General features: G+C 60.6%; 15 protein-coding genes. 6 read left to right on the forward strand and 9 right to left on the reverse strand.

Going from position 1 to position 18423, the window contains the following annotated elements:
* Positions 1-5: 5 nt before the first annotated feature.
* The 7 genes from algG to yaaA all read right to left on the reverse strand — a co-directional run bounded on the left by algG (position 6) and on the right by yaaA (position 10343).
* A complete protein-coding gene (gene algG, locus NR164_RS21760) occupies positions 6-1595 on the reverse strand; it encodes a mannuronan 5-epimerase AlgG (protein ID WP_256823250.1) in 1590 nt (529 codons plus the stop codon).
* Complete coding sequence (locus NR164_RS21765; protein WP_256823251.1) at positions 1595-3082, reverse strand: alginate export family protein; 1488 nt, start codon at positions 3080-3082, stop codon at positions 1595-1597. The genes algG and NR164_RS21765 overlap by 1 nt, the downstream gene beginning before the upstream one ends.
* Positions 3079-4581, reverse strand: a complete 1503-nt coding sequence (gene algK / locus NR164_RS21770) for an alginate biosynthesis TPR repeat lipoprotein AlgK (RefSeq protein ID WP_177031861.1) — start codon at positions 4579-4581, stop codon at positions 3079-3081. The genes NR164_RS21765 and algK overlap by 4 nt, the downstream gene beginning before the upstream one ends.
* An 8-nt stretch (positions 4582-4589) precedes the next feature.
* The gene (locus tag NR164_RS21775) at positions 4590-5756 is read right to left on the reverse strand and encodes an alginate biosynthesis protein Alg44 (protein WP_017848639.1); all 1167 of its coding nucleotides are present in this window, start codon (positions 5754-5756) and stop codon (positions 4590-4592) included.
* Positions 5757-5794: 38 nt separating this feature from the next.
* On the reverse strand, positions 5795-7276 hold the full coding sequence (gene alg8 / locus NR164_RS21780; protein WP_017848640.1) for a mannuronan synthase: 1482 nt from the start codon (positions 7274-7276) through the stop codon (positions 5795-5797).
* Positions 7277-7359: 83 nt separating this feature from the next.
* Positions 7360-8676, reverse strand: coding sequence for a nucleotide sugar dehydrogenase (locus NR164_RS21785; RefSeq protein WP_046384626.1), 1317 nt, complete (start codon positions 8674-8676; stop codon positions 7360-7362).
* An 887-nt stretch (positions 8677-9563) separates the two neighbouring features.
* Positions 9564-10343 carry a peroxide stress protein YaaA gene (gene yaaA / locus NR164_RS21790; RefSeq protein ID WP_046384625.1) on the reverse strand — a complete coding sequence of 260 codons (780 nt, stop codon included), beginning with the start codon at positions 10341-10343 and terminating at the stop codon, positions 9564-9566.
* 131 nt (positions 10344-10474) lie between these two features.
* Between yaaA and NR164_RS21795 the strand changes: the two genes are divergently transcribed.
* The 5 genes from NR164_RS21795 (at position 10475) to moaE (ending at position 14655) form a co-directional block, all read left to right on the forward strand.
* Entirely contained in the window at positions 10475-11599 is a 1125-nt protein-coding gene (locus NR164_RS21795; RefSeq protein ID WP_256823252.1) for a polysaccharide deacetylase family protein, read from the forward strand.
* 349 nt (positions 11600-11948) lie between these two features.
* Positions 11949-13343, forward strand: coding sequence for a PhoH family protein (locus NR164_RS21800; protein WP_017848644.1), 1395 nt, complete (start codon positions 11949-11951; stop codon positions 13341-13343).
* Positions 13344-13490: 147 nt separating this feature from the next.
* On the forward strand, positions 13491-13964 hold the full coding sequence (gene moaC / locus NR164_RS21805) for a cyclic pyranopterin monophosphate synthase MoaC (RefSeq protein WP_046384623.1): 474 nt from the start codon (positions 13491-13493) through the stop codon (positions 13962-13964).
* On the forward strand, positions 13961-14203 hold the full coding sequence (locus NR164_RS21810; protein WP_046384622.1) for a MoaD/ThiS family protein: 243 nt from the start codon (positions 13961-13963) through the stop codon (positions 14201-14203). Before moaC ends, NR164_RS21810 begins: the two co-directional genes overlap by 4 nt.
* Before the next feature lie 2 nt (positions 14204-14205).
* Positions 14206-14655, forward strand: coding sequence for a molybdopterin synthase catalytic subunit MoaE (moaE, locus tag NR164_RS21815; RefSeq protein ID WP_017848647.1), 450 nt, complete (start codon positions 14206-14208; stop codon positions 14653-14655).
* 147 nt (positions 14656-14802) lie between these two features.
* Here the strand turns inward: moaE and rhlB are convergent, their stop codons facing one another.
* Both rhlB and NR164_RS21825 read right to left on the reverse strand, forming a co-directional pair.
* Complete coding sequence (gene rhlB / locus NR164_RS21820) at positions 14803-16284, reverse strand: ATP-dependent RNA helicase RhlB (RefSeq protein WP_046488650.1); 1482 nt, start codon at positions 16282-16284, stop codon at positions 14803-14805.
* 96 nt (positions 16285-16380) lie between these two features.
* Complete coding sequence (locus NR164_RS21825; RefSeq protein ID WP_017848649.1) at positions 16381-17037, reverse strand: alpha/beta hydrolase; 657 nt, start codon at positions 17035-17037, stop codon at positions 16381-16383.
* 345 nt (positions 17038-17382) lie between these two features.
* Here NR164_RS21825 and NR164_RS21830 point away from each other — a divergent pair, with 345 nt between their 5' ends.
* Entirely contained in the window at positions 17383-18414 is a 1032-nt protein-coding gene (locus tag NR164_RS21830) for an amino acid ABC transporter substrate-binding protein (RefSeq protein WP_010564018.1), read from the forward strand.
* Positions 18415-18423: the final 9 nt, after the last annotated feature.

Below are 18423 nucleotides of genomic sequence, written 5' to 3' on the forward strand. Positions count from 1 at the left end.
CATCCTCAGTCCTGCATTTCGGTCTGGCGTTCGACAGGGTCGATCAGCACGGCTTTCTGCTGGCGTACCAGCAGGTCGAGAATTTCTTCCTGACGATCGCCCAGCACGCCGGAGAAGCTGATGCCGCTGGATTTGGTCGGCGCCAGCATCGACACGCGGTACAGCTCGATACTCAACGGCGAGTCGATCGACAGCGGCCCGCTGCCGTTACCGGCCAGTTCGCCGCCGACCACGATCAGCGAGACCTTGGTGTCGAACGGGTCGAGGGCGATGTCGCGGTCGGTGTCGGTCAGGTCCTTGATGTGGCCATAGACGCCGGTCAGCCCGTTGGCCATCGAGGTGTTTTCGTACAGCTTGATGTTGACGCTGTTGCGTATGCGGATGCCGTGGCGACGGTTGGCGATCACCTTGTTGCCCCACAACAGGTTGTCGCCGCTCTCATAGAGCGTGATGCCGTCGGTGTGGTTGCGGTAGATCTCGTTGTCGGCGATCAGGTTGTTCACGCTGTTACGGTCGATCACCAGGCCCGAGAGCTTGTTGTCGTAGCTGCGGTTGTTGAAGATGAAGCTGTTGTTCACTTCCCGGGAAATGATGATGCCGTGCTTCTTCTTGGTGCCGTAGACGGTGTTGTCCGCGATGATCAGGCCGTGGGAACGGTCGTGGGGGTCAATGCCGTAGACAATGTTGTCTTTGTAGGTGTTGCCCTTGATCACGAAGCCTTCGGTCTCGTAGCAGTAGAAGCCGTACCACATGTCCGAGAACTCGGAATCGATGATCCAGCCGGTCGGCTCAGGGCGCTTGAGCACCTTGGCCATGTTCGGCGTGTACTGGGAAATACTCACCCCATACGACTTACTGTTGGCGTAACCGAAACTGGCCATTTTGGTGTTGGCGATGTAGGTCTCGGTGCCGCCCCAGGCCAGCAGGAACGGGCGGAATTCCTGGGGCGACTGGAAGGTCGCCGGGCCGTTGGCCTTTTCTTTCCAGCCGGTGATCTTGGTATCGCGCACGAACAGCTGGCCGTCGTTGATCAGGAACGCACCGGCCTCCTGGGACAGGCGCAGTTCTTTGGTGTGCTTGTCGATGTCGAGGATGCCCTTGCGCCCGACCACGATCGGCAACTTGGCGAGGAACACGCCCGGCGAGGTTTCGCTGAGGTACTGCTTGGGCACTTTGCCCAGCAGGTCCTTGAGGTTCATGTAGCCGTCGTCGATAAAGATCGCCTGGGGAATGCCGTGCTGGCGCACCACCCACTCGGCCATCTTGTTGTCGCCGCCGATGAAGTCCTTCAGCGCGTCTTCCTGCATCATGCGGCGGATGCTGATTTTGCCCGGCTTGGTTCTGACGATTTTCTTTTCCATCGCCGCGGCGGTGTAGCCCGACAGGTCCGGCAGGGCCGGCTTGGGCATTTCCAGCGGCGCGGTCGGCGGGCTGGAAATGGTGTAGGTCTTGGCCTGTTGCAGTTCTTTGGCGATGGTCGGCGCCTTGACCGGCTGCGCGGTATCGGCGAAGGCTGTGGCATTGGCCATCAGCATCGCGGTCACCAGCAAGCATCTGCCTGTGAAGGGGTGAGCAATCATTGCGCGGGCTCCCATCAGAACTTCCAGATCACGTCGACAAAGGCGCGATGCATGTACGAGTCGACCTGGCTGCCATAAGCGTCGCCCGGTTTGAACACGCCGGCACGAAAGCGCACCAGGGCCGACGGTTCGTCGATCGACTGGCTGAGCGCGGCCGGCAGCAGGCCTTTCTTGAAGTACTTGGTGACGACCAGGTCCATCTCCTGGCCCAGGTCTTTCTTGCCGTCTTCAAGGGGCAGGGAAGTGCTGGACAGGATCGCGCCGGTCACGTCGTCGGTGTTGTTCTGCACGGCGTCGATGCCGTTGCTGCCCACCGGCTTGTTGCCGTCGACGCGCCAGAACTTGTGGTACACCAGGCTGGCGTCGTAGTCCTCGCGTAACTGCCAGGAGCCGAACAGGCTCATGGACTGCATGTTGTTCATCTCGCCGCGGAACGCTTCGCCGAAGCGATGCAGGCGGGACTGGGTGCCGGTGAAGTTCGAACGGTTGCTTTGCAGGCCGTTCTGTTCGTACTCGGCGCTGGCGCGGGCATAGGCCGCACCCACTTGCCACTGCGGGTCGAGGCGCAGGCGGATACCCAGGTCGGTGGCCCAGCCGCTCACGTCTTCGCTGCGCTTGGCGTTGCTCGGGCGGGTGCCGTCGGCGTTCAACGCGTTGACGGTGTCGCGGTCGCCCTGCATGCCGGTGACGCTGGCCCAGTAGTTGACGGTGTTGGTGTTGCGCCAGTTGTAGGCGTCGCTGTTGGCCTCGATGCCGAGCCAGGTCAGGTCGCCGTTCTCGCGCTTGTCCGAGGGGTCGATGGGCATGCCCGGTTCGGAATAATCGAGCTTGCCGGCGTCATGGGTGTGGTGCCCGCGCAGGCCGATCCACTGGCCTGGCGTCCACTGGTAGGCGGCGTCGGCGTAGAAGTGCTGGCGGTCTTTTTCGTCGGGCGACAGCTCCTTGAGGTCGGTGCGGTATTCGCTGAAGCGTTCGGCGGCGCCGACGTTGGCCTTGAGCAGGGTGGTGTCGAAGGCCCAGTTCAGCGCTTCGATGTTGGTGTCGCGCCATTGGCCGTCGTCATTGCGCAGACGCTGGCGGCCGAACTTGAGGAGCTCGCCGGGGTAGGGCGTGAAGCCGCTGTAGCCGACCCAGAACTCGCGCAGCGCCAGGTAGTTTTTCTTCGCTGTGCGGTCGCTGTTGCTCGACTGCTCGGTGGTGTCACTCGACGACTGTTGCAGGGTGTCGGTCTCGATGATGTCGCTCGAGGCAACGGCCTGGCCCATGGCGTAGGCGCTCCAGTTGCCGCTTTCGCCGTAGATCCACGGGCGCAGGTCGAGGCCGATGCCGTTGACGTCGCCACCCTTTTGGGTGCCGAGGTCACGGTCGTCTTCGGACTGGCCGGTGACTTTGACTTCCAGGCCGAAGTTATTGGCTTCGGTCAGCGCGGCCAGGGTCGGGCACGACCACAGCAGGGCGAAGGTCAGGCCGATACCGGCCTGCACGAATGGATTGAGCTTCATAGGGATTCCTCGCCGTCTTCTTCTTGCAGGGCGTGCAGTTGCAGCGTGCTCTGGGCCAGGGTGCCGCGCGCGGCCAGTTCCTGTTGCACCAGGCGTTGGCCTTCGGCGCGTTGTTCCGGCGTCAGCGGGGCTTCGAGCTGCGTGGCCAGGTCATTGGCCTCTGGCGTGTCCTGGGCTTTAGCCAATTGGCTGAAGACATAGGCGTTCAATGGGTCGGGCTTGGTGCCCTTGCCTTGGGAAAACAATTGCGCGATGGCGAAGTCGGCGCTGTTCTGGCCGTTGCGCGCAGCAGTCAGCAGGTGGTCCAGGGCTTTTTGCGAGTAGACCTTGCCCAGGTAGCCACGGCGGTAGATCTGGCCGAGGTAGTAGTCGGCGGCCACTTCGCGGCCCAGGGCTTTCTCGAAATGCGCTTCGGCGGCCTTGGCGTCCGCCGGCACCCACTTGCCATCGTAGTAGAGCTTGCCCAGCAACAGCTCGGCGCGCGGCTGGTCGGCGGCGCGGCCGTTGTCCAGGTACTTCATCATCTGGTCGACGTCGCCCAGTTCCGGGAAGTCGTAGAGCAATTGCGCCAGGCTGACCCAGGATGCGGGGTAGCCGGGGGCGATTTTTTCCAGCAGCGCCTGGGCGGTTTTCTCGTCGGTCTTGCCCAGCGTTGCGTCGCCCAATACGCGGGCCACGCTGTCGATGCGCTGTGCGGTGACGGTGCCGCTGCTGTAGCCGGCTTCCATTTGCTTGAGCAGTTCGGCCTGTTTTTCTGGCTCGGCTTTTTTCTGGTAGACCGTGGCCAGCTCGACGTAGCAGATGTCGGTGGTGTTCAGCGCGGCCTTGCAGATGCGCTCGACATCATCCAGATGCTGGTCGTAGGTGTCCTGGGTGCGATACAGCAGCACCTGGGCCAGACCGGCTTCCGGGTAACCGGCGGCCTGCCATTTGTTGATCTGCTGCTGGGCGTTCACGTTGGGGAAGCTGTGCGGGTATTGCAGGTACAGCATCGCCAGCGGGATCAGGGTGTTGCCTTCGCCATTGGCAAAGGCTTTTTTCAGCAGGCCTTCGGCTTCATGGTGTTCGGCTTCGGTGGCGCCGGGCTTGGCCACCAGCAGGCGCCCCAGGCGGGCCTGGGCGCGCGGCGAAATATCCGCAGCGGCGCGGTAAGTGGCCTCGGCCTGCTTGATCTGCGCCGGGTCGCGTGTGCCGACCTGGATATCGGCCAGGCCCACCTGGGCCTCGCTGTAACCCAGGGTCGCCAGTTGCTGGTAATTCTGCTGCGCGGTGAGCGTGTCGCCCCGCTTGAGGGCTTCGTTGGCCAGGCGCTGGTCGGGCAGACCGGCGCAACCGGCGAGGCTGACCGCAAGGGCCAGCAACGCGACAGGACCCTTGTGGGAGCGGGCTTGCTCGCGATGCAGGCCGTGCGGTCCGTCAGGCAAACCGCACTGATCCCATCGCGAGCAAGCCCGCTCCCACAGGGATTGCGGTGTTTTCAGGAGAGTCGTCACAGGCATGTCCTCGCTTACAGTCCGGCAGCCATGGCTTTATCGATCAGCCAGTTCAGCGATGGACCACGGTCGCTGGTGACTTCCACCGGGCGGCCGGCGTAGGCGCTGTCCAGCGGTGCGTCCGGCTTGATCTGCACGCGGATGTCGGAGGACAGGTCGGCGCTGTTCAGGCTGGTGCTGCTGACGATGGTGCCGGTGCGGGTCTGTTCTTCGTCGGCGACCTGGAAGTTCACCGGGGTACCTGGGCGAACGTCAGCGAACTGGCGGTAGGAGAAGCGTGCTTCCACGTTGGCCAGGCTGCCGCGTGGCACCAGTTGGAAGATCACGTCGCCTTTGCTTGCGTATTGACCGTCGGCCACCATTTGCTGGGCCACGATGCAGTCGCAAGGCGAGGTCAGGGTGCCGGTCATTTGCTTGCCGAACAGTTCTTCGACCTTGGCCGGTTGCAGTTGGTCTTCGTCCAGGTGGCCCTTGAGCACGTCGAGCATGCTGGTGCTGAAGGTCGCGAGCGGCGCGCCTTTGGCCGCCACCGCGTCGCCTTTGAGCAGGCTTTGCACGGTGCCGTCGCGGGGCATGGTCACGTTCATGCCGGGCACGCTGACCAGGCCGGCCTGGGCGTGGCTGACGAAGTACATGCCGTACAGCGATTTGAAGACGAAACCGAATGCCGCCAGGCCCACCAGGAAGATCGCCAGGCTGAACGTCACGGCGCGCAGGCGGCCGAAGACGCTCATGTTGCTGCCGCCGTCCTTGACCTTGCGCGCCTTGGTGAAGTTGTCGCGTTGCAGGGTGGCGAGTACGTCGCCCATGGTCACGATATCGCCCGACAGGTGCGACGTGATCAGGTGACGCAGCGTGGAAATATCCTGCGCGTCGAGGTTCTGGAACTGGCAACCGGTGCGCCCGCTCTGGCGGTCGTAGGAGCGAATCTGCAGCTCCACATCCATCGCCAGGCCGAGGTTGTCGATGACAAATTGCAGGCGCCCCTTGTGCACTTCGCCAACGATCAGCGGCTGGGTGGCGGTGAACGCCAGGCCGCCGGCGGACAGGTCGATGACCCGCGCTTCGGTCGGCGTGCGGTCAGTGTTGAAAAAGCGCAACTTGGCCGGGATTTTGACCCGGGCGTGCTGGCGTTGGGCTTCGGATTCGTGGACAACGTTGGCGTTTACTTGGCTGTTCATCAGGACAATTTCCTAGAGTTAATTCAGGCTTGGCAGGGTCAGACCATCATCAGCAACACGGCGACGAAAATGCTGCCGGCGGAGAAGGTCATGGTCCGAGACGACCAGGTGTTGAACCAACGTTGAAAGCTGGCCAAATCGCGGGTCAGTTTGGTGTCCTGGCGGGTCCAGGACTGTTGATCGAGGCGGAAGAACACGTAGATCTTCACCAGCGCGCCCATGATCTGGTTGTAATAGAGAATCACCGGGTACGCCGGGCCGATCCTGTGCCCGGAGCACGACAGCAGCACGGTCAGGATCAGGCGGGTGATGCCGATCCACAGCAGGTACGCGAGGATGAACGCGCCGCCGTACTTGAAGGTGGCGATGATCGCCACGGTCAGGCCGAGCAGCGAGGTCCACATCGACACGCGCTGGTCGAACAACACCACGCTGGTGAACAGGCCGAGGCGACGTACACCCAGGCCCAGGGCGCGGGAGTTCTGGCGCAGGTTGTTGCCGTACCAGCGGAACATCAGCTTGCGGCTGGCTTTGATAAAGCTCTTTTCCGGCGGGTGCTCCACGGTGTTGATTGCGGCATCCGGTACGTAGAAGGTGTCGTAGCCCAGGCGCATCAGGCTGAACCAGCTGGACTTGTCGTCGCCGGTCAAAAACTTGAAGCGGCCCAGGCGCCAGTGTTGCAGCGAGTCGCTTTCCACATCGGCGATAAAGCCCGGGTCGGTGACCACGCTGGCGCGGAACACCGACATGCGCCCGGTCATGGTCAACACGCGCTTGGACAGGGCCATCGAGCACATGTTGATGTGGCGCTGGGCGAAGCGCAGTTTGTGCCATTCGCTCATGATGTAGCCGCCGCGCACTTCGCAGAACTCGTTGGTGGTCAGGCCGCCGACATTGCCGAACAGCTGGAACCACGGCACGGTTTTGCGCACGACGCCTTCGGCGAGCACGGTGTCGCCATCGATCACTGCAACCACGGCGCGGTCATCCGGCAAGTGGCGGGAGATGGCGCGGAAACCGAAGGCCAGGCCGTCGCGCTTGCCGGTGCCGGCGATACGCACGAAGTCGAGCTTCACATGGCCCGGCGGGTTCATGCGTTCCCACAGGCTTTTCACCAGCAGTTCATCGGACATTTCCACCAGCGAGCAGACCACGGTGGTGGGGAAGCCGCATTCGATCGCTTCGCGGATCACCGAGCTATAGACCTGCGCGGTGGTCAGCGCATCGATCCGGAAACTGGTGACCATCAGGAACACATGGGACGGGTCCGCGGCCTTGCCCAACTTGCGCACTTTGCGCCGCAGGTGGGGGTAGACCACGTACAGGAACAGCATGCCGCGAAAGAAATGCGTCGCACCCATCGAGTAGCGCCAGATACCGACGGCGCCAATCAGGAAAATAAAATTCTTCGACTCGGAGTCGAACGTACTCGCCGGCAACAGCAGGGCGAGTCCCATCAGCAGGCTCAAGAAGAACAGCCAGCCGGCGGATTGGAGCAGTACGTGTTTTAACTTGGACATAGGCGTCATCCGCAGGTGAAGGAGGTTTCGAGCTGCAAGCGCTGGGGATCAGGACGCCGGCAGCCCGAAACTTGCGGTTGCTGTTACCAGCAAATACCTTCGGTACGGCCGCTCACACTGGTGGCCTTGGACATGAAGCCCACCAGGTCGACCACTTGCTTGCCGTGCGGTGCGTTATGGGCCAAGGCCCGGAACTTCTCGTCACGGTTGCCGAGGATGATCACGTCGCAGTTGTTGATCACATCGTCGAAGTCCGAGTTGAGCAGGGACGACACGTGCGGGATCTTGCCTTCGATGTAGTCCTTGTTCGCGCCGTGGACACGGGCGTACTCGACGTTGCTGTCGTAGATGCTCAGGTCGTAACCCTTGCCGATCAGCATTTCCGCCAGCTCCACCAGGGGGCTTTCGCGCAGGTCATCGGTGCCGGCCTTGAAGCTCAGGCCCAGCAGGGCGACTTTGCGTTTGTCGTGGCCGGCGACGATGTCGAAGGCGTTCTGCACCTGGGATTCGTTGCTGCGCATCAGCGAGTTGAGCAGCGGCGCTTCCACGTCCAGCGAGCCGGCGCGGTAGGTCAGGGCGCGCACGTCTTTGGGCAGGCACGAGCCGCCGAACGCGAAGCCCGGGCGCATGTAGTACTGGGACAGGTTGAGGGTCTTGTCCTGGCAGACCACTTCCATCACTTCGCGCCCGTCGACGCCGACGGCCTTGGCGATGTTGCCGATCTCGTTGGCGAAGGTCACCTTGGTGGCGTGCCACACGTTGCAGGTGTACTTGATCATTTCGGCAACGGCGATGTCCTTGCGGATGATCGGCGCGTCGAGTTCTTCGTACAGCGATTGCAGGACATCACCGGAGGCTTTGTCGAATTCGCCGATGACGGTCATCGGTGGCAGGTCGTAGTCGGCGATGGCGGTGGATTCACGCAGGAACTCCGGGTTGACCGCAACGCCGAAGTCGACGCCGGCTTTCTTGCCGGAGCAGTCTTCGAGGATCGGGATCACCACATTGGCCACGGTACCCGGCAATACGGTGCTGCGCACGACGATGGTGTGGCGGGTGGTCTTGTCACGCAGGACAAAGCCGATCTCGCGGCATACCGATTCGATGTAGTTGAGTTCCAGGTCGCCGTTTTTCTTGCTCGGCGTACCGACGCAAATCATCGACAGGTCGGTAGCGCGGATGGCTTCGGCGAAGTCGGTCGTACCGCGCAGTCGTCCGGTCTCGATACCCTGGCTCAGCAGCTCGCCCAGGCCCGGTTCAACGATCGGCGATTTGCCTGCGTTGATCAGGTCGATCTTTTCCTTGGAGATGTCTACGCCGACCACTTCATGGCCGCGGGCAGACAGGCAACCGGCACAGACTGCGCCAACGTAACCCAAACCAAATATGCTGATACGCATCGCATTTACCTCTGTATTAAATCATGCCATTAAATGGCCGGAGTTCATGTTTGCAAGCGTCACTGATGCCGCGAAAGTTAGGCGAATAGACGCCGACTTGCCGCGTGCAGGCATGTTGAATAACGAGTGACTAATGATTGCACTCAAGTTGTGCGCAACGTGGCCTTGTTATTGGTGCTTGCCCTGAAATGCAGCCGGCCTTCCTGGGAGAAGGGCCTGGCGCCAGTGCAACAGGGCCTTGATAAAAGGCTGTAAGCCTATAATTATCAATGCCTTGGGTTGTAGCACTGACCCATTGGGGTAAGCACGGCCTTGGCCTTATAGTGTGTGGCAATCGATCCTTATCGCCGCTCTTAACTAATCGGTTGGTAATATGAGCCCAGAGTCAAAGTTTAATGTGACAACTTTGCTACTTCCGTTGGTCGCCATGTAAGTCATCTCTTACAGAAGCAGAGAATTCCGTTACCGGTGGTATGAGCGGTGCTTTAGGGCTAAGTTCCTGGCCGCTCATCCTGTTTCCGGAAATTTCTTGAAATATCAGCAAAGATGGCACTGGTACTATATTGATAGCACTTGCTATTTGGGCCAGTAGTTACGGGGAGTTGGCGCGCGGGAATAGTTTTGTGCCACTAGTCATTTAAAAAAGTGGTGCCACTACGAAAAAAAATGACGAATGTCGAGTGAAATATTTGTTAGAGATGCGTCAGGATATTTTTTGACGCCAAACAATTGACGATTCCCGCTGTGAAATGCAGACAAAAATGTGGGAGGGGGCTTGCCCCCGATGGCGGTGTGTCAGTCTATCCATGTATGACTGATCCCCCCCCATCGGGGGCAAGCCCCCTGCCACATTTGATCTTTAGCGTCTATGAGGGCGGAGCAGGGCCTTATTCCGGTGCGTGATCGCGCAGGAACACCAGGTTGTCCGGCTTGGACTGCTCGGCATTGAAGCGATAACCCTGCACATCGAACTGCTTGAGCTGGGCCGGGTCGTTAATACGCTCTTCGATCACGAAGCGGCTCATCATGCCCCGGGCCTTTTTCGCGTAGAAGCTGATGATCTTGTACTGGCCGTTCTTCAGGTCCTTGAACTCGGTATTGACGATCCGCGCATTCAGCGCCGTGCGCTTGACCGCCGAGAAGTACTCGTTGGATGCGAGGTTGAGCAGCACGTCATCGCCTTGTTCGGCCAGGGCTTGGTTGAGCCACTCGCTGATCCGGGTGCCCCAGAAGGCGTACAGGTCCTTGCCGCGGGCGTTGGCCAGCTTGGTACCCATCTCCAGGCGGTACGGCATCATCAGGTCCAGGGGGCGCAGCAGGCCGTACAGGCCCGAGAGCATGCGCAGGTGGTCCTGGGCGTAGCTGAAGTCGGCGTCGCTGAAGGTGTCGGCGTTAAGACCGGTGTACACGTCGCCCTTGAACGCCAGCAACGCCTGCTTGGCGTTGGCCGGTGTGAACGCCGGGGTCCAGCTGCCGAAGCGCGCGGCGTTGAGGCCGCCGATCTTGTCGGACACATGCATCAATTCGCTGATCTGCGCCGGGCTCAGGTGGCGCAGTTGCTCGATCAACTCCTGGGAATGGTCCAGGTACTGCGGCTGGGTAAAGCGCTGGGTCGCAGGCCTGGACTCGAAGTCTAGGGTCTTGGCGGGGGAAATCACCATCAGCATGAAGTTGGCTCCTGTAATCGTGCTTGTAACGTGGGCGGGATTCTAGGGGGTTGGGCACTTTGACTCCACCTATGATGGCGATAGGCGCGATCCGTTATGATGGCCGGTGATTCTGGAGAGGGAGACCCTGTGTGCGAATAGCGCTTTTATTGTCGGCGTGCCTGTTTTGCCTGAACGCCCACGCGGCGCCGGTGGACGTGGCCAGCCTGGATCGCGGCGTCTGGCCGGAAAAACTCAGCAGCCCTGCGCTGTTCGACGTGGCCTCGCGCGCTGAAATATTGATGTTCGCCCGCAGCCTGATCGGCAGCGAAGCCCTGGATGAAGCGGCGCTCAAACAGCGCCTGGGCCTGAAGATCATCAACCTGGCGGCCATCGACGATCTGCGTCGCCAGCTCTGGCGGCGCCTTCTGGAGAATTACACCGCTGCCCAGGAAAGCTGCGAGGAGGACGCGTCGTTCTGCTACCTGGTAGAAAACATGGACGACCTGCGCGAGCAGGCCGGCAAGTTCGAGGTCAGTGACAACTCCTTCTATATAGGCTGGGTCGGCCCAAGCCACAATTTCCACGAGCGTTACCTGGACGAGCTGCTGCGCAAAGCCGCGCTGTTCCCGCAGATCAGCAGCGAAATCGCACGTTTCGGTGACCATGAGCGCAATGGCGACGAATTCAACGACCGCCTGTTCCTGCTGACCTTCGACGGCGGCCCTGCACCGGTCAGCGGCAATACCGACTGGCTCACCGATTACCTGCGCAAGCAGAAGATGAACGCCACGTTCTTCGCCCTCGGCAGCAGCCTGCAAAACCGTGTGGAGCGCAGTTCCGTCGCGGATGTGCAGGCGCTGTATCAGGGGCAGTGCGTAGGCACTCAAGGTTGGCAGTACCGTTCCCACAGCCATTGGGTCGACTGGCAAAGTTCGATCATCCGCAGCGCCGCGCTGGCGCAGAACCTGATGCCGGAAAACTACGTGCCGCTGTTCCGTCCACCCTACGGCCAGCGCCGCGCGGACAGCCAGGGTTTCTTCCAGTCCCAGGGTTTGCAGGTGGCGTTGTGGGATATCGACTCCCAGGACGAGCCAGGCAAGCTCAAGGCCGATGAGTCGGCGCAGCGGGTGCTGACATTGATGTTGTTGTGGCGCAAAGGGGTGATTGTGTTTCACGACACCCAGGACAAGGCGCGGGTCGCATTACCGATGGTATTGCAGGCAACGGCGCAAAGCGGGCTGGGTTGGCAGGACTGCCGGGAGGCGTTTCGCTGAAGAGGCTGAAGTGCCCGCTCCCGTTGGGGATGCGGCATTTTCGGGGTGATTTTGTACGATATTTCGATGCGGGCCGACTTCCGACTTTAACGGGGTAGCTGGCACTCGGCTAGTGCTATTCGTCATCCTGAAAAATAAACTTCAAAAAAACGTCAAAGTGCTTTTTCCTGTCATGGGTTTTGCGGTATTACGAAGTCAGATCGCCGAAACCTGCAACACAGGTGGCGTCTTCCAAGACTCCTCATGTGGGCACTGCACTTGACGTCACGCAAGGTGCAGTCGGTGGTCGAATCGAGGCGCAGCACTGTTGTGGTATTGCGTCGACTGGCTCCCACAAAGGTGACCGAGTATGGATGATCATGGACGTAACCCTTCTTCCGACCAGCCAATCCTTTATGTGCTTGATACCAACGTACTGATCCACGATCCGAACGCTCTGCTTAACTTCGAAGAACACCACGTCGCCATCCCGATGATCGTGTTGGAGGAACTCGACAAACTCAAAAGCGGGCATCACAGCGTGGCCGCCGAATGTCGCCAGGCCATCCGCCTGATCGACAAAACCCTGGGTGAAGCGTCACCCGAGGACGTCGAAGTCGGCGTGCCGATCCAGCGCGGCAAAAGCGGGCCCAAGGGTTTGTTGTCGATTTTGATGAGCAAGCGCAGCGAGCCCAACAGCCTGCTGCCGGAAAACCTCAACGACAACAAAATCATCAACCAATTGATCGACCTGCACGCTCGTGACAAGGACATGCGCGTGGTGCTGGTGACCAAAGACATCAATATGCGCCTCAAGGCACGAGCGTGTGGGATCGCTGCCGAGGACTACAGTACCGACCAACTGGTCGACGACGTGTCGATGCTGTCCCGTGGTTATCACACCATGACCGGCTCGTTCTGGGACCGCGTCAGCAAGGTCGAAACCCGTCAGGACCACGGTCGCACCTGGCACCAGGTGCAACTGATCGACAACCTGCCGGCGGTACACGTCAACGAGTTCATCATCGACGAACAGGGCTTCGTGGGCTGGATCAAAGAGATCCAGGTCGACAGGCTGCTGATCCTCGACCTGCATCAGGAACCCCTGTTGCACCAGGAAGCCTGGGGCCTGAAACCGCGTGATATCTACCAGAGCCTGGCGCTGTATGCGCTGCTCGACCCGGACATCCATCTGGTCAACCTGACCGGTGCCGCCGGCTCGGGCAAAACCATCCTGGCTCTGGCGGCCGCCATCGAACAGACCATGGTGACCAAACGCTATCGCCGCATCATCGCCACCCGCAGCGTGCAGGGCCTGGACCAGGAAATCGGTTTCCTGCCCGGCACCGAAGCGGAAAAAATGGAGCCGTGGCTGGGGGCGATCACCGACAACCTCGAAGCCTTGCACATGGATGACGAAAACACCCATGGCAGCGTCGACTACATCCTCAGCAAAGTGCCGTTGCAGTTCAAATCCCTCAATTACATCCGAGGTCGCAGCTTCCAGCAGAGCCTGATTTTGATCGATGAGTGCCAGAACCTCACGCCGCACCAGATGAAAACCATCATCACCCGTGCCGGCGCCGGTTCCAAAGTGGTGTGCCTGGGCAACCTGGCGCAGATCGACACCCCTTACCTGTCCGCGACCAGCTCCGGGCTGACTTACCTGACGGAACGCTTCAAAGACTTCCCGAACGGCGTGCATATCGCGCTGCAGGGAGTTCCACGTTCGATCCTGGCCGAATACGCCGAATCTCACTTGTAAACGCGGTCCATGTAGGAGCGAGCTTGCTCGCGAAGAGTGTCTACGATAACGCGGGGTCTCTGGAGCCCCGCGTTGTTCTTTGGTTTTTCGCGAGCAAGCTCGCTCCTACAGGGTTTACAATCGACGCTCCTGATCAGGAGTATCCCTGTGCTGACTCATCTCGATTCCCAAGGTCGCGCCCATATGGTCGACGTCACCGACAAGTCCGTGACGTTCCGAGAGGCGGTGGCTGAAGCGCGGGTGCGTATGCTGCCCGAGACACTGAAAATGATTGTCGATGGTGCCCATCCCAAGGGCGATGTGTTTGCCGTGGCCCGTATCGCCGGGATCCAGGCGGCGAAAAAAACCAGTGATTTGATCCCCTTGTGCCATCCGCTGATGTTGACCGGCGTCAAGGTCGAACTGAGCGCCGAGGGCATAGACTCCGTGCACATCGTGGCGCGCTGCAAACTCTCGGGCCAGACCGGCGTAGAGATGGAAGCGCTGACGGCCGCCAGTGTCGCTGCGTTGACCATCTACGACATGTGCAAGGCCGTGGACCGCGGCATGACCATCGAAAACATCCGCCTGCTGGAAAAGCTCGGCGGTAAAAGCGGGCATTTCAAGGCGGACCAGGCATGAGCATCAACGTACTGTTTTTTGCCCGCTACGGCGAAACGATCGGCCTGGATTCCCTGGAGATGGAAGGCGACTTCGCCACCGTCGACGCGGTGCGCCAGGCATTGGTCGGCGATCCGGGCTTTGACGTGCTCAACGAGACCAGCTTGATGTGCGCGCGCAATCAGGAAATGTGCAGCGTCGACGAGCCGCTCGAAGCCGGTGATGAAGTCGCCTTCTTCCCACCCGTGACCGGAGGCTGAGCATGGCCATCCGTGTGCAGCCCGCGCCGTTTGACCCCGGCGCCGAAGTCAACGCGATGCACGCCGCCAATGTCGGCGTTGGCGCGGTGGTGAGTTTTGTCGGCTATGTCCGCGACTTCAATGACGGCCACGACGTGGCGGGGATGTTCCTGGAGCATTACCCCGGCATGACCGAAAAGGCCCTGGCCAAGATCGCCGTGGAAGCCGAACAACGCTGGCCGCTGCTCAAGCTGGAAGTGCTGCACCGCATCGGCGCGCTGGAACCGGGTGAGCCCATCGTCTTCGTCGCCGCTGCTAGCGCGCATCGTCAGGCTGCGTTTGATGCCTGCGCGTTTGTGATGGACTACCTGAAGACCCGTGCGCCGTTCTGGAAGAAAGAAAGCACCAGCGAAGGTGCGCGTTGGGTGGACGGGCGCGACAGCGACCACGCCGCAGCGGATCGCTGGAAGTAGCCAGCCGAACACATCCCTCAAAATCAGCTGAAATCAAATGTGGGAGGGGGCTTGCCCCCGATAGCAGTGGGTCAGTTGGCAAATTCTGCGACTGACACTCCGCTATCGGGGGCAAGCCCCCTCCCACATGTTTGACCGCATTTGAGCTTACGGGCGTTTGCGTTCTACAGCCCGGAGCAAGTGCGTCGGCGGTGTCTCGCAGCTGATCTTGCGGCCCAGCAGCGTCTCGATCGACGGCAACTGATACGAGTCATCCTCCCCGGCAAAGCTGATCGACACACCCGCTGCCCCGGCACGGCCGGTGCGGCCAATACGGTGTACGTAGTCGTCGGGCATTTCGGGCAGGGTGAAGTTGATCACATGGCTGATGCCGTCGATGTGAATCCCGCGCCCGGCCACGTCGGTGGCCACCAGCACGCGGATCTTGCCTTCGCGAAAGCCTTCCAGGGTCTTGATGCGCTTGTGCTGCGGCACGTCGCCCGACAGTTGCGCGGCGTTGACGCCATCGCGCACCAGGCGCTCTTCGATACGGCGCACTTCGTCCTTGCGGTTGGCAAACACCATCACGCGCTCCCAACCGTTGTCGTTGATCAGGTTGTAGAGCAGCTTGTACTTGTCGGCACCGGCCACGGCGTAGATGTGTTGCTCGACGTTTTCGCTGGCGACGTTCAGCGCCTCGATCTCGACGATGGACGGCTCGGTGGTCCACTGCTTGGCGAGGTTCATCACGTCTTCGGTGAAGGTCGCGGAGAACAGCAGGGTCTGACGCTCGTTTTTCGGCGGAGTCTGGCGAATGATCTGGCGTACTTGCGGGATAAAACCCATGTCGAGCATGCGGTCGGCTTCGTCCAGCACCATCACTTCGACCATGTCCAGGTGTACGTCGCCGCGTTGGTTGAAGTCGAGCAGGCGGCCCGGAGTGGCGACCAGGATGTCGCAGTGACGCGCTTCGAGGTGCTTGAGCTGCTTGTCGAAGTCCATGCCACCGACAAACGTCATGACGTTGAGGCCGGTGTACTTGGTCAGGTCGGCGGCGTCCTTGGCGATCTGCACCACCAGCTCGCGGGTCGGGGCGATGATCAGCGCGCGCGGCTCACCCATGTAGCGTTCTTTCGGCGGCGGCGTTTGCAGCAGTTGGGTGATGATCGAGATCAGGAACGCGGCGGTCTTGCCGGTGCCGGTCTGGGCGCGGCCGATGGCGTCTTTGCCGGCCAGGGTGAAGCCCAGCACCTGCGCCTGGATCGGTGTGCAGTACGGGAAGCCCAGGTCCTGGATGGCGTGCATCAGTTCCGGTGCGAGCTTGAAATCGTGGAAGCGGGTTTTGCCTTCCTGGGGTTCGACGACGAAATCTTCGAGTTTCCACGGCGTGACGGGCGGCTTGGGCGCGCGTTCACGGCGTGCGGCTTTTGGCGCAGGCGCAGGCGCGGTTGCCGCAGCGGCTTCGGCCGGTTTCGGCGGTTCGGTTGGCGTCACCTCGAGCGGTTTCGGCGCGGTCACAGGCGCGGCCAGGCCAGGCTGTTTACCGTCGTGGCGGCTGCCGGGTGTCGGGACGGGAGCACTGGGAACTGGCGCGAGCGGCTCAGCCTCGCTTTTGCCGAACATCTTCTTGAGTGCTTTGAGCACGGTGATCTCATTAATTGGTTAAGGAATATACGCCGGCCAGTGTAATGCAAGAATCGGGCGCGGCGTAGTGCGTCTGTCATGTGGCTAAATAAACGGCGGTGTTCAGCGCAGTCGTTCGGCCAACCACGTACCGATATCGCTGATCTCTTCAGGTAACACTTCGTGACCCATTGGGTATTCCTGCCATGTCACGGTGACACCACGGGTCTTCAAGTGCTCGTAAGCGCTGCGTCCCATTGCGTTCTGCACCACCTCGTCGTACTGGCCATGCAGGCAAAGGACCGGAATGCGCTGCTGACTGGCGGATAATTCCAGCTCGTCGTCGAAGGTCGGCGCATAAGTGGAGAGGGCAATTACGCCACCCAAGGCGCCTTGCCATTTATGGAAAGCGGTGTGGTACACCACGGCGCCACCCTGGGAGAAACCCGCCAGGAAAATCCGCGAGGCGTCTATTCCGCTGCTTTTTTGTTCCTTGATCAAATCCGTGACCATTTTGGCCGACTCTTTCAGCTCTTCCAGGCTGATGGACCGCGCCGGGCTCATCGCCCTGATGTCGTACCAACTGGGCATCTCATAGCCGCCGTTGATGGTCACCGGGCGGGTCGGTGCTTGAGGCAGGACGAAGCGGGTGGTCAGCAGGTTTTCCTGCAGCGCTTGGGCCACCGGCTGGAAGTCGTAGCGATCGGCACCCAGGCCATGCAGCCAGATTACGCAGGCGTCTGCAGGCTTGGTGGGCTGAAGAATCAAGGGGTTGCTCATGTCTGCTCCATTAATGTGCGTGCGCTCCGATTGGGTGCGACGGAACGGTGCGCAATAGTTTGATCTGTTACGAGAATGTCGCAAGGTTGAATCTTTTGCCATTGACCTTGGGCTGAATCGACTCAGCAGCCACTCTGGTACGCGCTTTGCTATGTGTAGGTCGATGTCAGATCTTTCCTGGGACGGTAACACTATCAGTGACTGCCGTTTGTGGGATAGCAACTGGAATTACTGCGACTGCCTCATGCTGCTTGACCCTAATAAAAGCCAACACGGGTCGATATCGCCTCATAAGGGTGCGCTGAGGTTCTAGCTCCGACACAACAAGAGCAACTGGAGGTTTGAATGAAGGTATTGAAATCCACCCTGGCCATCGTTTCCGCGGCCGCTGTATTGGGTGTCAGTGGTTTCGCCCAAGCCGGCGCCACCCTGGACGCCGTGCAGAAGAAAGGTTTTGTGCAATGTGGCGTGAGTGACGGCTTGCCGGGTTTCTCGGTACCGGATGCCAGCGGCAAGATCCTCGGGATCGACGCTGACTTCTGCCGCGCGGTAGCCGCTGCTGTGTTTGGCGACGCGACCAAGGTCAAATTCAGCCAGTTGAACGCCAAGGAGCGTTTCACCGCGCTTCAATCCGGCGAAGTCGACATTCTGTCCCGTAACACCACCATGACCAGCTCCCGCGATGCGGGCATGGGCCTGAAATTCCCCGGCTTCATCACTTACTACGACGGCATCGGCTTTCTGGTAAACAACAAGCTGGGCGTTAAAAGTGCCAAGGAACTGGACGGTGCAACCATCTGCATCCAGGCCGGTACCACCACCGAGCTGAACGTTTCCGACTACTTCCGTGGCAACGGTCTGAAATACACCCCGATCACCTTCGACACCTCCGACGAAAGCGCCAAGTCGCTGGAGTCCGGGCGTTGCGACGTACTGACCTCCGACAAGTCCCAACTGTTCGCCCAGCGCAGCAAGTTGGCCTCGCCGAAAGACTACGTGGTTCTGCCGGAAACCATTTCCAAGGAACCGCTGGGCCCGGTCGTGCGTAATGGCGACGACGAGTGGCTGGCCATCGTGCGCTGGGTTGGCTACGCCATGCTCAACGCGGAAGAAGCCGGTATCACTTCCAAAAACGTCGAAGCTGAAGCCAAGTCCACCAAGAACCCGGACGTTGCGCGTCTGCTCGGTGCCGACGGCGAATACGGCAAAGACCTGAAAGTGAAGAAAGACTGGGTCGTACAGATCGTCAAGCAGGTCGGCAACTACGGTGAAGTGTTCGAGAAAAACCTCGGCAAGAGCACGCCACTGGAAATCGACCGTGGCCTGAACGCGCTGTGGAACAACGGCGGCATTCAATACGCACCCCCTGTGCGCTGATCGCTGATG

The organism is Pseudomonas sp. Pse79, from assembly GCF_024519615.1.
Classification (GTDB): Bacteria; Pseudomonadota; Gammaproteobacteria; order Pseudomonadales; family Pseudomonadaceae; genus Aquipseudomonas; species Aquipseudomonas veronii.

Bases quoted from the DNA above. Each gene is read 5' to 3' on its own strand.
- NR164_RS21830 (WP_010564018.1), top strand. From the start codon at position 17,383: ATGAAGGTATTGAAATCCACCCTGGCCATCGTTTCCGCGGCCGCTGTA.
- NR164_RS21825 (WP_017848649.1), bottom strand. From the start codon at position 17,037: ATGAGCAACCCCTTGATTCTTCAGCCCACCAAGCCTGCAGACGCCTGC.
- NR164_RS21810 (WP_046384622.1), top strand. From the start codon at position 13,961: ATGAGCATCAACGTACTGTTTTTTGCCCGCTACGGCGAAACGATCGGC.
- NR164_RS21765 (WP_256823251.1), bottom strand. From the start codon at position 3,082: ATGAAGCTCAATCCATTCGTGCAGGCCGGTATCGGCCTGACCTTCGCC.
- algG (WP_256823250.1), bottom strand. From the start codon at position 1,595: ATGGGAGCCCGCGCAATGATTGCTCACCCCTTCACAGGCAGATGCTTG.
- algK (WP_177031861.1), bottom strand. From the start codon at position 4,581: ATGCCTGTGACGACTCTCCTGAAAACACCGCAATCCCTGTGGGAGCGG.
- NR164_RS21800 (WP_017848644.1), top strand. From the start codon at position 11,949: ATGGATGATCATGGACGTAACCCTTCTTCCGACCAGCCAATCCTTTAT.
- NR164_RS21785 (WP_046384626.1), bottom strand. From the start codon at position 8,676: ATGCGTATCAGCATATTTGGTTTGGGTTACGTTGGCGCAGTCTGTGCC.
- NR164_RS21775 (WP_017848639.1), bottom strand. From the start codon at position 5,756: ATGAACAGCCAAGTAAACGCCAACGTTGTCCACGAATCCGAAGCCCAA.
- alg8 (WP_017848640.1), bottom strand. From the start codon at position 7,276: ATGTCCAAGTTAAAACACGTACTGCTCCAATCCGCCGGCTGGCTGTTC.
- moaE (WP_017848647.1), top strand. From the start codon at position 14,206: ATGGCCATCCGTGTGCAGCCCGCGCCGTTTGACCCCGGCGCCGAAGTC.
- yaaA (WP_046384625.1), bottom strand. From the start codon at position 10,343: ATGCTGATGGTGATTTCCCCCGCCAAGACCCTAGACTTCGAGTCCAGG.